We start from the raw sequence: 13,296 nt of genomic DNA, 5'->3' as shown, positions 1-13,296 counted from the left end.
CGCTCAGCCTTTCTGCTTGGTCGTGTCGGCGGGCTTGTCGGCGCCGGCGACGCGCACCTTGCCGCCCGGCCGCAGGTTCTGCTTGCCGTCGACGATGACCTGCTCGCTGCCGCTCAGGCCGGACACGGCGGCGTTCTCGCCGAACGAATACAGGCGCTTGATGTTGACCACCTTGGCGGCGTGCTCGGCGTCGACCGCGTAGATGAAGGTGCCGCGCGTGTTGCTGATGATGGCGTTCTGCGGGATCACCATCGCGTCCTTCAACACCTGCGAGACCAGTTTGGTGTTGACGTACTGGCCCGGCCACAGTTTGGTGTCCTTGTTGTCGAACTGGGCCTTCACGCGGATCACGCCGGCGACCGGGTCGACCGTGTTGTCGATGAAGCTGAGCGCGCCGCTGATCTCCTGGCCGCCGCCCTGCACCACCGTGACCGGTACCGCGCCCTCACGCTGCGCCTGCAGCAGGCCGGACAGCGCCGACTCCGGCAGCGTGAAGGAGACGTTGATCGGATCGAGCTGGGTGACGGTGGTGAGCGACGTGGCCAGCTGCACCAGGCTGCCCGGATAGACGTTGATGGCGCCGACGCGGCCGTTCATCGGCGAGCGGATCGCGGTGTAGCTGGCGTCCACGCCCACCGAGCGGGCGGCGGCGACGTCGGCCTGCAGCAGCGCGCGCGCCGAGTCGACCTGGCTCTTCAGGGTGTCGACCGCGCCCTGGGCGATGAAGCTCTTGGCCAGCAGTTCCTGGGCGCGCTTGTACTGGCGCTCGTAGTCGGCCAGCGCGGCCTGGTCGCGCGCGACCTGGGCCTGCGCCTTGTCGAGGTTGGCGCGCTCGCTGCGGTCGTCCAGCGTGAACATCAGCTCGCCCGATTTGACGAACTGCCCTTCCTTGATGTGCACCTTGGCGATGGTGCTGGTGGTTTGCGGATGCAGGTCCACCGTGCTGATCGGCGTGACGGTGCCGTTGGCCTGCAGCACCACGGGCACATCCTGGCGCACCGGCGCGATCACGCTGACGGTGGTCGGGCCCTGCTGGCCCTGGCCCTGCCCTTTCGGCGCGTCAGCCGTTTGATGCGTCGCGTACCAGACGCCACCGCCGACCACGGCAATGGCGCCGACCAGAAAAGCTAAGGAAGATTTTTTCATTATTTTTTAAACTAGGTTTACTGTCGAAAAACATTGCCGCCGTGCATAAGGCGGAATATTGTCGCACAGTATTTACTGGAAAAACCGCGCCTTGCGGCGATCAGGCGCCGGCGTAGTATTCCGGCACGATCAGCGTCACCTCCAGGCCACCCTCGGCGTGGTTGGCCAGCATGACGTTGGCGCCGTGTTGTTCGGCGATGTTGCGGGCGATGGTCAGCCCCAGGCCGGTGCCGCCGGACTCGCGCGAGCGCGAGGTTTCGATGCGGTAGAACGGTTCGAACACGCGCGCCATCTGGTCCTGGTCGATGCCGGGGCCGCCGTCGCGGATGCGGATGCGCGCCGCGCCCACCATGCGTTCGACGCTGACGTTGGCGTAGTGGCCGTACTTGACGGCGTTGTCGATCAGGTTGACCAGGCAGCGGCGTATCGCCAGCGGCCGGCCCATCAGCGCCATCGCCGCGCGCCCGCGCAGTTCGACCTGCTGGCCGCCGTCGGTGGCGTCGCTGCAGACGCTGTCGAGCAGCGCGTCCAGGTCGAGCGCCTGCATGGTCTCGGTGGTGTCCATGCTGCGCGCCAGGTCCAGGCCTTCCTTGACCATCTGCTGCATGGCCGACAGGTCGTCGATCAGGCGCTGCTGCAGCTCCTGGTCGCTGACTTTTTCCAGCCGCAGGCGCAGGCGGGTCAGCGGCGTCTGCAGGTCGTGGGTGATGGCGGCCAGCATCTGCGTGCGCTGCATGATGTGCTGGCGGATGCGCGCCTGCATGGCGTTGAAGGCGGCGCTGGCCTGGCGGATCTCGACCGCGCCGCTCAGCGCGACCGGCGCGTGGTTGATGTCGTTGCCCAGGTCCTTGGCGGCCTGCGCCAGCCGCTTGAGCGGACGCACCGTCATGCGCGTGACCAGGTAGGCCAGCGCGGCGATGCAGAACAGGAAGGGCAGGATGGCCAGCAGTTCGCTATGGCCGGACGGCGGCGGCGCGCGCGGCGGCAGCACCGACAGCTTGAGCACCTGGCCGTCGTGCAGGCGCACGTTCATGGTCTCGCAGGTGCCGCGCCATTGGCTGGGCGCGAAGATGTTGCTGCTCTTGCGCGGCAGGTCGCACGCGGCCGGGTGCTCGGCCAGCGGGGCCAGCTTGTAGCCGTCGCCCAGGCGCTGCTGCAAGGTGGCGGAGAATTCGGACGGCGGCAAGGCGGCGGCGGCCCATGGCGCATCGGTGGCCTGCAGCTTGACGGTGCCGCGGGTGGCCATGCGCAGGTAGGTCGGGCGCGAGGCCTCGGGCAGCACGTCGGCGGTGGTGATCAATTGTTCGGCGCGCTCGAGCGCGTGGAAGTCGCGGTAGCGCTCCAGCGCGCGCACGCGCTCGCCCACCGCCAGCCACTGGGTCAGCGCCGCCGAGGCGACAATGCCGAGCAGCAGGATCAGGAACACGCGCCCTGTCATCGAGCCGAAAAAAGCTTTCACGCCTGCGGCTCCACGGTGACGGTGCCGGCCAGCACGTAGCCGCCGTTGCGCACGGTCTTGATGATTTGCGGCAGGCGCGCGTCCTCGCCCAGCTTCTGGCGCAGGCGGCTGATCTGGATGTCGATCGAGCGGTCGAAGGGATCGGCGTCGCGGCCCTGGGTCAGGTTGAGCAGCTGGTCGCGGTTGAGCACGCGGTTCGGATGCTCGAGGAAGACCTTGAGCAGACGGAACTCGGCGCCCGACAGCATGATGACGATGCCGTCCGGGTTGAGCAGGTGGCGCGCGGTCAGGTCCAGCGTCCAGCCGGAGAAGCGCATCTGCTGCGCCTTCTCGGCGCCGCTGCCGACCGGCATGGCGTTGCTGCGCCGCAGGACGCTGCGGATGCGCGCCAGCAGCTCGCGCGGCTCGAACGGTTTGGGCAGGTAGTCGTCGGCGCCCATTTCCAGGCCGAGGATGCGGTCCAGCGGCTCGTTGCGGGCGGTGAGCATGATGACCGGCAGCGTGGAGTGGGCGCGCAGTTTGCGGCACAGGGTCAGGCCGTCGTCGCCGGGCAGGTTGAGGTCGAGCACGACCAGTTCGGGCCGGCCTTCGTCCAGCAGCTTCCACATGGCGGCGCCGTCGGCCGCGCACAGGGCGCGGTAGCCGTTCGATTCGAGGTAGTCGGCCAGCAGGGTGCGGATGTCGCGATCGTCGTCGACGATCAAGATAGTTGATGTGGGTTCCATGCGCTAATTATCCCCAGTTAGCCGGTGCGTGACCAATCACCAATTGTATCGTCTTGTATATCCCCCCAGTGGCGAAACATCTGGATACAAAATCCGCAAACTGCGAAACTTGGTGGCAACCTTGCGCTGCCACTATGGGGTCAAGCGCGCTGCCGGCGGCATCGCGATATTCAACTTTCAACAATAGAGGAACGACCATGAACGTCTTACGCAAAAGCATATTGATCGGTTTTACCGTTCTGGGCATGGCGGCCACGCAGGCGCAAGCGCAGGCCGACAACGCGGCGCCTCCGGCCGGCCGCCACGGCGCCGCCGTCAACCGCGAGCAGATGCAGGCGAAGATGGCGGAGATGTTCGCCAAGCGCCAGGCCAAGCTGCATGACCTGCTGAAGCTGACGGCGCAGCAGGAGTCGGCATGGGCCACCTATCAGGCCGCCATCGCGCCGGCCGCGACCGGCGGCATGCTGCCGGATCGCGAGGCCATCGCCAAGATGTCGGCGCCTGACCGGCTGGCCAAGATGCTCGACCTGAGCAAGCAGCGCCAGGCCAAAATGGAAGCACACCTGGCCGCGCTGACGGCCTTCTACAGCCAGCTGACGGCCGAGCAGAAAGCCATCTTCGACGACCATACGCGGGGCGGCGCGCATGGCGGCCAAGCGGGTCCGCGCGGCGGCTGGCACAGCCACCAGGGCTGAGCCGATCAGTTCAGCCGCGCCAGCGATGCGCTGAACCTGGCCGCATCCTGGAAGCCGATGACGCGGGCGCCGTCGATTTCCCTGCCCTGCTGGTCGAACAGGATGATGCCCGGCGGGCCGAACAGGCCGAAGCGCTTCAGCATGGCCTTGTCGTCGGCGTCGTTGGCGGTCACGTCCACCTGCAGCAGCAGGCTGTTGGCCAGCTTGGCGCGCACCTGCGGATCGACGAAGGTCAGCTTTTCCATTTCCTTGCAGGACACGCACCAGTCGGCATAGAAGTCCAGCATGACGGTGCGGCCGTTGGTCTGCGCCAGCAGCGTATCGAGCTGCTGCACGGTCTTGATGCGCTGGAACGGCAGCGTTTCATGCTTGCCGCGCAGGTGAGCCAGCGGCGCCAGCGGATCGCGTCCGCCGCTGGCCACGCCCACCAGCTGCATCAGGCCCAGCACGGCGGCGATGACGCCAACCGACTTGGCCATCCACTTGCCGCGGTGCGCCAGCAGGTAGACGCCGTAGCCGGTCAGCAGCACCACCCAGCCCATCATCTGCACGGCGGGCGGCAGCACCGGCGAAACCAGCCACCAGCCCATCGCCAGCATCAGCACGCCGAAGAAGCGCTTGACGGCGTCCATCCACATGCCGGCGCGCGGCAGCAAGGTACCGGCCGACACGCCGACCAGCATCAGGGGCACGCTCATGCCGACCGCCATCGCGAACAGCGCGCTGCCGCCGATGACGACGTCGCGGCTTTGGCTGATGTACAGCAGCGCGGCGGCCAGCGGCGCGGCCACGCACGGGCCGACGATCAGCGCGGAGATCGCGCCCATCACGAACACGCCGGCCAGCTTGCCGGAAGCCTGGCGGTTCGACACGGTGCTCAGTTTCGATTGCAGCGCGGCCGGCACCTGCAGCTCGTAGTAGCCGAACATCGACAGCGACAGCCCGCCCATCAGCAAGGCGAAGGCGCCCAGCACCCAGGCGTTCTGCAGCGCGGCGGCCAGGCCTGCGCCCGCCAGGCCGGCGCCCACGCCCAGCGCGGTGTAGACGATGGCCATGCCGAGCGAGTACGCCACCGACAGCAGCAGCCCGCGCCCGCGGCTGGTGTTGGCCCCTTCGCCGACGATGATGGACGACAGGATGGGCACCATCGGCAGCACGCATGGGGTGAACGACAGACCCAGGCCCAGCAGGGCGAACAGCGGCAGGATCAGCAACAGCCGGCCGGACTTGAGCGCCGCTTCAAGGCGGCCGGCATCGTCGGCCGGCGCCGCGGCGGCGGGCGGCGGATTCAGCGGCGGCAGGATGGTGGTGGCCGGCACGGGAATGGCGCGGATGGTGACGCCCGGCGTCAGCGGCGCGGGTTTGCCCTCGCCGACCGCCACGGTCGCTGCGGGGCTTGCGCTGACGGCCGGCGCAGCCGGAGCCGCTGCGGCGGCCACGGCCGCTGGCGCGTTGACGGCGGGGCTGGCGGTAGTCGCGGCAGCCGGCGCGGCAGACTTGGCGGCTGCCGGCGCGGTGGGCGCTGCGGGCAGCGGCACCGATCCGCTGCCGACCAGCGAGGCCTTGTAATCCTGGGGCGCGTAGCACAAGCCCTTGTCCGAGCAGCCCTGGCCGACGGCCATCAGCGTGAACGGTCCATCGGCCTCGACCGGCATGGTCATGGTGACGGTCTTGCGGTAGGTTTCCACGTTCTTCTGGAACGTCTCGTCGAAGTGCACGGTGCCGGCCGGGATGGACAGCGCGCCCAGCCTGGCGCCGGCGGCGCTGAACTTGAAGCGCTCGCGGTACATATAGTAGCCGTCGGCGATCTGGAAGCTGACCGACAGCGTGTGGCCGTCGACCATGCGGGCCGAGAAGCGGAAGGCGGCATCGGGCTCCAGGAAGCCGTCGTCGGCCAGCGCGGGGCGCGCCATCAACAGGGCGATCAGCGACAGCAAGGGCATGAGTAGGCGGGCAATACGCAGCATGGGTTTTCTTTCGACGAAACGAGCACCAGCATAGTACACCTGGCTTAGTTTTTGCGCCTGAGGGCCGCCTTAAGCCCGGCCATAAAAAAAGCCAGGCAGAGCCTGGCTTCTTCGTAACGCGGTGACAACTGCGAAGATTACTCTTCTGCGGTTGGTGCTGCGTCGATGTCGGTGACTTCTGGACGGTCCATCAGCTCAACGTAAGCCATAGGAGCGTTGTCGCCAACACGGAAACCCATTTTCAGGATGCGCAGGTAGCCGCCGTTGCGGTTTGCGTAGCGTGGGCCCAGTTCTGCGAACAGCTTCAGAACCATTTCACGATCGCGCAGGCGGGAGAATGCCAGACGCTTGTTAGCCAGGGTGTCGGTCTTGCCCAGGGTCAGGATAGGCTCGACTACGCGGCGCAGTTCTTTAGCTTTTGGCAGCGTGGTCTTGATGGCTTCATGACGCAGCAGGGAAACGGTCATGTTGCGCAGCATTGCCAGACGGTGGGACGAGGTACGATTCAGTTTACGGAGGCCGTGACGGTGACGCATGGTACTTCCTTTCAGGTGTTTAAATCCGAGTTCTTCGATCGCTCACGTTTGACGGCGAGCGCGGACCGGTTCTAGGGATATACGCCCGCTACGACATGTAGCGGGCGGGTACAGCAAATCAGTTGGCAACAGGGCAGAACATCGCTGCGCGATGTCCAGCACTGTCGCCCAATCTGTTATTTTTCCAGACCAGCAGGCGGCCAGTTTTCCAGCTTCATGCCCAGGGTCAGGCCGCGGGAAGCCAGCACTTCCTTGATTTCGTTCAGGGACTTGCGGCCCAGGTTCGGCGTCTTCAGCAGTTCGTTTTCCGAACGCTGGATCAGGTCGCCGATGTAGTAGATGTTTTCCGCTTTCAGGCAGTTGGCCGAACGCACGGTCAGTTCCAGGTCGTCCACTGGACGCAGCAGGATAGGATCGACCAGCGGTGCGCGCGAAGGCGCTTCGGCGGCGGCTTCGGTGCCTTCCAGGGCGGCGAACACGTTCAGTTGATCGACCAGCACGCGGGCCGATTGACGGATCGCTTCTTCCGGCGAGATGACGCCGTTGGTTTCGATGTTGATGATCAGCTTGTCCAGGTCGGTACGCTGTTCCACGCGAGCGGACTCGACGAAGTAGGAAACGCGGCGCACCGGCGAGAACGACGCATCCAGAATGATGCGGCCGATGGTCTTGTTGGTGTCTTCGGACAGGCGGCGAACGTTACCTGGCACATAGCCACGGCCTTTTTCGACTTTGATCTGCATGTCCAGCTTGCCGCCGGCGGTCAGGTGGGCGATCACGTGGTCCGGGTTGATCAGTTCCACGTCGTGTGGCAGATCGATGTCCGAAGCCAGGATGGCGCCTTCGCCTTCCTTTTTCAGGGTCAGGGTGACGGAGTCACGGTTGTGGACTTTGAAGACCACGCCCTTCAGGTTCAGCAGCAGGTCAACGACGTCTTCCTGGACGCCGTCGAGCGACGAGTATTCGTGTACAACGCCCGCGATCGTCACTTCGGTCGGCGCGTAGCCCACCATCGACGACAGCAGCACGCGGCGCAGCGCATTACCCAATGTATGGCCATAGCCGCGTTCGAACGGCTCCATCACTACTTTAGCGTGGCCGGCGCCCAGCGCCTCTACATCGATAATACGTGGCTTCAACAGACTGTTTTGCATGTAAATGTCCTTTTCAATACCCTCGGCGCGTTAGGCCGATAAGGCTGATGGCATTAGTGAAAACGCCCGCTGGTCACAGCGGGCGGGTTTTGGTGCTACTTAGACTACAGATTAACGCGAGTACAGTTCGACGATCAGCGATTCGTTGACGTCGTTGGCGATCTCGTTGCGCTCTGGCAGGGACTTGAAGGTGCCTTCCATTTTCTTGGCATCGACCGACACCCAAGCTGGCATGCCAACTTGTTCAGCCAGCGACAGCGCTTCCAGGATACGCACTTGCTTCTTCGACTTTTCGCGCACGGCGATGACGTCGCCAACCTTAACGGCGTACGAAGCGATGTTCACGACCTGGCCGTTCACGGTGAAGGCCTTGTGCGATACCAGCTGACGCGCTTCAGCGCGGGTCGAGCCGAAGCCCATGCGGTATGCAACGTTGTCCAGGCGGGTTTCCAGCAGCTTCAGCAGGGTTTCGCCGGTGTTGCCCTTGCGGCGGTCGGCTTCTGCGAAGTAGCGACGGAACTGACGTTCCAGCACGCCGTACATACGCTTGACTTTTTGCTTTTCGCGCAGCTGGTTGCCGTAGTCCGAGGTGCGGGCACCCGACTTGACGCCGTGCTGGCCTGGCTTGACGTCCAGTTTGCACTTGCTGTCCAGCGAGCGGCGTGCGCTCTTCAGGAACAGGTCAGTACCTTCACGGCGGGAGAGTTTTGCTTTAGGTCCGATATAACGTGCCACGATGCTTCCTTTTTTTAAATAATAACGCCCCAGCCACGGTGACATGGTTAGGCGCTAGTCTGATCCTCAGGGTGGGCCAGACGGTGGCTAAAATGCGAATAACCCGCCGAACTGCGTTCGACAGGCGACAACAGCCGGGCAGTATAACCGTTTCCGGTCTCCTGCTCCAGCGATTTCTGCAAGTCGGAAGGAGGCGAAGCAAGCTTCGCCGCCGACCGGACTCTTAGATACGACGACGTTTTGGAGGACGGCAGCCGTTGTGCGGAACTGGGGTAACGTCCTGGATCTCGGTGATCTTGATGCCCAGGTTGTTCAGTGCGCGCACTGCGGATTCACGACCAGGACCAGGGCCCTTGATACGCACTTCCAGGTTCTTCACGCCGCATTCGACTGCGACTTTACCAGCTGCTTCGGCCGCAACCTGCGCTGCGAACGGGGTCGATTTACGCGAACCCTTGAAGCCAGCACCACCGGAGGTCGCCCACGACAGAGCGTTGCCCTGACGGTCGGTGATGGTAATGATGGTGTTGTTGAAGGAAGCGTGAACGTGCGCGATACCTTCGGCAACGTTCTTCTTGACCTTCTTGCGTACGCGCGCTGCTGCTGCGCTGCTTTGTTGCTTAGCCATGTGATTTCCCTAGATTATTTCTTGAGCGATTGAGCGGCTTTGCGCGGGCCCTTGCGGGTACGTGCATTGGTGCGGGTGCGTTGGCCGCGGACCGGCAGGCCCTTACGGTGACGCATACCGCGGTAGCAACCCAGATCCATCAAACGCTTGATGTTCATGGACAGCTCACGACGCAGATCGCCTTCGACGATGAATTTAGCTACTTCATCGCGCAGTTTTTCCAGTTCGCTGTCGTCCAGATCTTTGACCTTTTTATCGGTCGCAATACCCGTCGCGGCGCAGATGAACTTTGCGCGTGGACGGCCTACACCGTAGATGGCCGTCAGGCCGATAACGGTGTGCTGATGATTTGGGATATTAACCCCTGCAATACGTGCCATTCGTTATTCCTCGATAAATAACGGTTATTAACCTTGACGCTGCTTGTGACGTGGTTCGACGCAGATTACGCGAACAACGCCCTTGCGCTTGATGATCTTGCAGTTGCGGCAGATCCGCTTGACTGAGGCGTTAACTTTCATTTTGCTCTCTCTTCTTGGTTCGATTATCTATAGTTACTTGGTCCGGAACACGATGCGTGCGCGGCTCAGGTCGTAAGGTGTCAGCTCTACCGTCACCTTGTCGCCAGGAAGAATGCGGATATAGTTCATCCGCATTTTACCCGAAATATGCCCGAGCACCACGTGTCCGTTTTCCAGCTTCACTCGAAATGTTGCATTCGGGAGATTCTCAAGAATCTCGCCCTGCATCTGTATGACGTCGTCTTTTGCCATTCGGTATGTTTACCGCGCTTATCGCGTCGGAATTCCGCCCTTGAAATTTGCTTTGCGCAGCAGCGATTCATATTGCTGCGACATCACGTAGTTTTGCACTTGCGCCATGAAATCCATGGTAACAACCACAATAATCAACAGAGAAGTGCCGCCGAAATAGAACGGTACTTTCCACTCGGCTTGCATGAATTCCGGCAACAAACACACCAAAGTGATGTAGATGGCGCCAGCCAGTGTCAAACGTGTCAGGATCTTGTCGATGTAGCGGGCAGTCTGCTCACCGGGACGTATCCCTGGCACAAAGGCCCCGCTCTTCTTCAAGTTGTCCGCTGTTTCCTTGCTGTTGAAGACCAGCGCTGTATAGAAGAAACAGAAAAACACGATCGCAATGGCGTACAACAGTGCGTGGATGGGCTCGCCTGGCCCCATCGATGCAGCCAAATCTTTCAGGAACCGGACCACCGGGTTGGCCGTATCGGCGCCCGCCGTAAACCAGCCCACGATCGTGGCCGGGAACAAGATAATCGACGAAGCGAAGATCGGTGGGATCACGCCGGCCATATTCAACTTCAATGGCAGGTGCGACGTTTGTCCACCGTAAATCTTGTTACCCACCTGGCGTTTCGCGTAGTTCACCAGAATCTTGCGTTGGCCACGTTCGACAAACACTACGAAGAACGTCACCGCCACAACCAGGATCATGATGATGATCGCGGACAAGGCACCGATCGAACCGTTGCTCACCGACGAGGCCAGGCCTCCCAGCGCGCCCGGCAGACCGGCGGCGATACCCGCGAAGATGATGATCGAGATGCCGTTACCGAGACCGCGCTCGGTAATCTGCTCGCCCAACCACATCACGAACATGGTTCCGGTCAACAGCGTAACGACCGTCACGAAACGGAATGCATAGCCTGGATCCAGCACCAGACCTGCTTGCGACTCCAGTGCGACTGCAATGCCCAGCGCTTGGAACGTTGCCAGCACCACCGTGAAATACCGGGTGTACTGGGTGATCTTGCGACGGCCTGCTTCGCCTTCTTTTTTGAGCGCTTCCATCTGCGGCGAGACGATCGACACCAGTTGCATGATGATCGAGGCCGAGATGTAAGGCGTGATACCCAGCGCAAAGACTGTGAAGCGCGCCAGAGCGCCACCGCTGAACATGTTCAACATGCCCAGGATGCCGCCCTCTTGCGACTTGAACAGCGAGGCCAATTGTACCGGATCGATCCCGGGAACCGGGATGTGAGCGCCGATACGATAAACCACCAATGCGCCAAGCAAGAACCAGAGCCGGCCCCAAGGGAAACCAGCTGCTGCACTTTTAGCCAATTGTGGATTAGTCGCCAATTTTCGCTCCGATCAAGCTGTTAGCGGTCAACTCAGGCTACCGAGCCGCCGGCTGCTTCGATGGCGGCTTTCGCGCCAGCGGTCACTTTCAGGCCTTTGAGGTTCACCGCTTTGGTGATCTCGCCGGACAGAATGACGCGCACGTCGCGTGCCAGCACGCTCAGTACGCCAGCTTGCTTGAGCACCAGGATGTCGACATCGCCGACGGCCAGGTTGTTCAGGTCGGACAGGCGCACTTCAGCTTTGAAGGTGGCGTTGAGCGACTTGAAACCGCGCTTAGGCAGACGGCGTTGCAGAGGCATCTGACCGCCTTCGAAACCGACTTTGTGGAAGCCGCCCGAACGCGATTTTTGACCCTTGTGACCACGGCCCGAGGTTTTACCCAGACCGGAGCCGATACCGCGGCCGACGCGACGCTTGTAGTGCTTGGCGCCATCGGCTGGTTGTATGGTATTCAGTTCCATGATTTCTCCGTGTGTAAGCCCGAGGGCTTACGCAACTACTTTAACGAGGTACGAGACTTTGTTGATCATGCCGCGCACGGACGGGGTGTCTTGCAGCTCGGAGACCGAGTTGACGCGACGCAGGCCCAGACCGCGAACGGTGGCACGGTGGTCTTCACGCGTGCCGATCAAGCCCTTGACCAATTGTACTTTGACGGTTTTAGTTGTCATAATGTCCACCTTAGCCCAGGATCTCTTCTACCGACTTGCCGCGCTTGGCAGCAATCTCAGCAGGAGTACTCATTTTTGCCAGACCATCCAGCGTGGCGCGCACCAGGTTGTAAGGGTTGCTCGAGCCGGTGGATTTCGCCACGACGTCGGTCACGCCCATTACTTCGAAGATCGCCCGCATTGCGCCGCCAGCGATGACGCCGGTACCTGGTTTCGCAGGCGACATCATCACTTTCGATGCGCCGTGACGGCCGGTAACGGTGTGCTGCAGGGTGCCGTTCTTCAGGGAGACCTTGATCAGGTTGCGGCGGGCTTCTTCCATTGCCTTCTGCACACCCACTGGGACTTCCTTCGACTTGCCCTTGCCCATGCCGATGCGGCCATCGCCGTCACCAACTACGGTCAGCGCGGCGAAACCCATGATACGACCACCCTTGACCACTTTGGTCACGCGGTTGATCGCGATCATTTTTTCGCGCATGCCGTCATCCGGCTTGTCGCTTGCCATTTTTGCTTGCATTTTTGCCATGATCGTTCCTTAGAACTTCAGACCGGCTTCGCGCGCGGCTTCTGCCAGCGCCTTCACACGGCCGTGGTAACGGAAACCGGAGCGGTCGAACGCGACTTCGGTAATCCCTGCTTTCAGTGCTTTCTCTGCGACGCGCTTGCCGACGATCGCGGCAGCAGCGGCGTTGCCGCCCTTGCCCGATTTGCCAGCCAGTTCGTTGCGCACTTCGACTTCTGCCGTGGAGGCCGATACCAGTACTTTGGCATCCGGCGAGATCAGGTTCGCGTAGATATGCAGATTGGTGCGGTGTACCGACAGGCGGTTCACTTTCTGTTGCGCGATCTTGATCCGGGTTTGGCGTCCGCGGCGCAGACGTGATTCTTTCTTGTCCATCGTCAGCCCCTAGTTACTTCTTCTTGGTTTCTTTAATCTTAACCACTTCGTCCGAATAACGGACGCCCTTGCCCTTGTAAGGCTCAGGGGAGCGGTAAGCGCGAACTTCAGCAGCCACTTGGCCCACTTGCTGACGGTCGATCCCTTTGATGATGATCTCCGTCGGCGTTGCGGTAGCGCAGGTGACGCCGGCTGGCATGGCGTGCACGACAGGGTGCGAGAAGCCCAGCGACAGATTCAGCTTGTCGCCTTGCGCTTGCGCCTTGTAACCCACACCGACCAGGTTCAGCTTTTTCTCGAAACCCTTGGTGACGCCGGTAACCATGTTGTTGACCAGGGCGCGCAGCGTGCCGGACATGGCATTGGCTTCGCGGCTGTCGTTAGCCGGTTCGAAATTCAGGGTTCCTGCATTGTTTTCCACCTTGACCAGGCCGTTCAGGGCCTGGGTCAGGACGCCCAGCGGGCCCTTGACGGTGATCGCTTGCGCGGAGATGGCGACATCAGCGCCAGCTGGCACAGCGATTGGCATTTTAGCTACACGAGACATGTC

Annotated in this window: 18 protein-coding genes; 1 reads left to right on the top strand and 17 read right to left on the bottom strand. The window is 62.2% G+C overall.

Translation table 11 applies throughout. The features are described from left to right. Window positions 1-3: 3 nt before the first annotated feature. The 3 genes from AC07WS_RS04010 to AC07WS_RS04000 form a co-directional block, all read right to left on the bottom strand. Window positions 4-1,146 carry an efflux RND transporter periplasmic adaptor subunit gene (locus tag AC07WS_RS04010; RefSeq protein WP_494727790.1) on the bottom strand — a complete coding sequence of 381 codons (1,143 nt, stop codon included), beginning with the start codon at window positions 1,144-1,146 and terminating at the stop codon, window positions 4-6. A gap of 100 nt (window positions 1,147-1,246) precedes the next feature. After that, entirely contained in the window at window positions 1,247-2,605 is a 1,359-nt protein-coding gene (locus AC07WS_RS04005) for an ATP-binding protein (RefSeq protein WP_494727789.1), read from the bottom strand. Further along, window positions 2,602-3,330: a response regulator gene (locus AC07WS_RS04000; protein ID WP_494727788.1), complete on the bottom strand. Its 729-nt coding sequence runs from the start codon at window positions 3,328-3,330 to the stop codon at window positions 2,602-2,604. Before AC07WS_RS04000 ends, AC07WS_RS04005 begins: the two co-directional genes overlap by 4 nt. Before the next feature lie 197 nt (window positions 3,331-3,527). Between AC07WS_RS04000 and AC07WS_RS03995 the strand changes: the two genes are divergently transcribed. Further along, window positions 3,528-4,025: a Spy/CpxP family protein refolding chaperone gene (locus tag AC07WS_RS03995; RefSeq protein ID WP_494727787.1), complete on the top strand. Its 498-nt coding sequence runs from the start codon at window positions 3,528-3,530 to the stop codon at window positions 4,023-4,025. A gap of 5 nt (window positions 4,026-4,030) precedes the next feature. Here AC07WS_RS03995 and dsbD read toward each other — a convergent pair whose 3' ends face one another. The 14 genes from dsbD to rplF form a co-directional block, all read right to left on the bottom strand. Next, entirely contained in the window at window positions 4,031-5,992 is a 1,962-nt protein-coding gene (dsbD, locus tag AC07WS_RS03990; RefSeq protein ID WP_494727786.1) for a protein-disulfide reductase DsbD, read from the bottom strand. 137 nt (window positions 5,993-6,129) lie between these two features. Then, the gene (gene rplQ / locus AC07WS_RS03985; RefSeq protein ID WP_008444345.1) at window positions 6,130-6,528 is read right to left on the bottom strand and encodes a 50S ribosomal protein L17; all 399 of its coding nucleotides are present in this window, start codon (window positions 6,526-6,528) and stop codon (window positions 6,130-6,132) included. 176 nt (window positions 6,529-6,704) lie between these two features. After that, window positions 6,705-7,682: a DNA-directed RNA polymerase subunit alpha gene (locus tag AC07WS_RS03980; RefSeq protein WP_008444343.1), complete on the bottom strand. Its 978-nt coding sequence runs from the start codon at window positions 7,680-7,682 to the stop codon at window positions 6,705-6,707. A 111-nt stretch (window positions 7,683-7,793) separates the two neighbouring features. Further along, window positions 7,794-8,417: a 30S ribosomal protein S4 gene (gene rpsD / locus AC07WS_RS03975; protein ID WP_117014455.1), complete on the bottom strand. Its 624-nt coding sequence runs from the start codon at window positions 8,415-8,417 to the stop codon at window positions 7,794-7,796. A gap of 223 nt (window positions 8,418-8,640) precedes the next feature. After that, entirely contained in the window at window positions 8,641-9,045 is a 405-nt protein-coding gene (gene rpsK, locus AC07WS_RS03970; RefSeq protein ID WP_008444339.1) for a 30S ribosomal protein S11, read from the bottom strand. 14 nt (window positions 9,046-9,059) lie between these two features. Next, window positions 9,060-9,425 (bottom strand): 30S ribosomal protein S13, encoded by a 366-nt coding sequence (gene rpsM, locus AC07WS_RS03965; protein WP_019923475.1) that lies wholly within the window; start codon window positions 9,423-9,425, stop codon window positions 9,060-9,062. Between the two features lie 27 nt (window positions 9,426-9,452). Next, a complete protein-coding gene (gene rpmJ, locus AC07WS_RS03960; protein WP_005663407.1) occupies window positions 9,453-9,566 on the bottom strand; it encodes a 50S ribosomal protein L36 in 114 nt (37 codons plus the stop codon). Between the two features lie 33 nt (window positions 9,567-9,599). Further along, window positions 9,600-9,818 (bottom strand): translation initiation factor IF-1, encoded by a 219-nt coding sequence (gene infA, locus AC07WS_RS03955; RefSeq protein WP_005663428.1) that lies wholly within the window; start codon window positions 9,816-9,818, stop codon window positions 9,600-9,602. A gap of 18 nt (window positions 9,819-9,836) precedes the next feature. Beyond that, a complete protein-coding gene (gene secY / locus AC07WS_RS03950) occupies window positions 9,837-11,171 on the bottom strand; it encodes a preprotein translocase subunit SecY (RefSeq protein WP_494727785.1) in 1,335 nt (444 codons plus the stop codon). A 32-nt stretch (window positions 11,172-11,203) separates the two neighbouring features. Then, entirely contained in the window at window positions 11,204-11,635 is a 432-nt protein-coding gene (rplO, locus tag AC07WS_RS03945) for a 50S ribosomal protein L15 (RefSeq protein WP_008444334.1), read from the bottom strand. A 27-nt stretch (window positions 11,636-11,662) separates the two neighbouring features. Beyond that, window positions 11,663-11,845: a 50S ribosomal protein L30 gene (rpmD, locus tag AC07WS_RS03940; protein ID WP_090325890.1), complete on the bottom strand. Its 183-nt coding sequence runs from the start codon at window positions 11,843-11,845 to the stop codon at window positions 11,663-11,665. 10 nt (window positions 11,846-11,855) lie between these two features. Further along, entirely contained in the window at window positions 11,856-12,374 is a 519-nt protein-coding gene (gene rpsE, locus AC07WS_RS03935; RefSeq protein WP_008444331.1) for a 30S ribosomal protein S5, read from the bottom strand. A gap of 9 nt (window positions 12,375-12,383) precedes the next feature. Beyond that, on the bottom strand, window positions 12,384-12,746 hold the full coding sequence (gene rplR / locus AC07WS_RS03930) for a 50S ribosomal protein L18 (protein WP_090325886.1): 363 nt from the start codon (window positions 12,744-12,746) through the stop codon (window positions 12,384-12,386). Window positions 12,747-12,759: 13 nt separating this feature from the next. Further along, window positions 12,760-13,293: a 50S ribosomal protein L6 gene (gene rplF, locus AC07WS_RS03925; protein WP_494727784.1), complete on the bottom strand. Its 534-nt coding sequence runs from the start codon at window positions 13,291-13,293 to the stop codon at window positions 12,760-12,762. Window positions 13,294-13,296 lie beyond the last annotated feature (3 nt).

This window comes from Duganella sp. GW821-FHT01E12 (assembly GCF_059422325.1).
The sequence above is the reverse complement of the archived record's forward strand: the minus strand, read 5'-3'. Positions and strand labels throughout refer to the sequence as shown.

Coding starts and splice junctions, on each gene's coding strand:
- AC07WS_RS04010 (WP_494727790.1), bottom strand. CDS start 1,146: ATGAAAAAATCTTCCTTAGCTTTTCTGGTCGGCGCCATTGCCGTGGTC.
- AC07WS_RS04000 (WP_494727788.1), bottom strand. CDS start 3,330: ATGGAACCCACATCAACTATCTTGATCGTCGACGACGATCGCGACATC.
- AC07WS_RS03995 (WP_494727787.1), top strand. CDS start 3,528: ATGAACGTCTTACGCAAAAGCATATTGATCGGTTTTACCGTTCTGGGC.
- dsbD (WP_494727786.1), bottom strand. CDS start 5,992: ATGCTGCGTATTGCCCGCCTACTCATGCCCTTGCTGTCGCTGATCGCC.
- rplQ (WP_008444345.1), bottom strand. CDS start 6,528: ATGCGTCACCGTCACGGCCTCCGTAAACTGAATCGTACCTCGTCCCAC.
- AC07WS_RS03980 (WP_008444343.1), bottom strand. CDS start 7,682: ATGCAAAACAGTCTGTTGAAGCCACGTATTATCGATGTAGAGGCGCTG.
- rpsK (WP_008444339.1), bottom strand. CDS start 9,045: ATGGCTAAGCAACAAAGCAGCGCAGCAGCAGCGCGCGTACGCAAGAAG.
- rpsM (WP_019923475.1), bottom strand. CDS start 9,425: ATGGCACGTATTGCAGGGGTTAATATCCCAAATCATCAGCACACCGTT.
- rpmJ (WP_005663407.1), bottom strand. CDS start 9,566: ATGAAAGTTAACGCCTCAGTCAAGCGGATCTGCCGCAACTGCAAGATC.
- infA (WP_005663428.1), bottom strand. CDS start 9,818: ATGGCAAAAGACGACGTCATACAGATGCAGGGCGAGATTCTTGAGAAT.
- rplO (WP_008444334.1), bottom strand. CDS start 11,635: ATGGAACTGAATACCATACAACCAGCCGATGGCGCCAAGCACTACAAG.
- rpmD (WP_090325890.1), bottom strand. CDS start 11,845: ATGACAACTAAAACCGTCAAAGTACAATTGGTCAAGGGCTTGATCGGC.
- rpsE (WP_008444331.1), bottom strand. CDS start 12,374: ATGGCAAAAATGCAAGCAAAAATGGCAAGCGACAAGCCGGATGACGGC.
- rplR (WP_090325886.1), bottom strand. CDS start 12,746: ATGGACAAGAAAGAATCACGTCTGCGCCGCGGACGCCAAACCCGGATC.
- rplF (WP_494727784.1), bottom strand. CDS start 13,293: ATGTCTCGTGTAGCTAAAATGCCAATCGCTGTGCCAGCTGGCGCTGAT.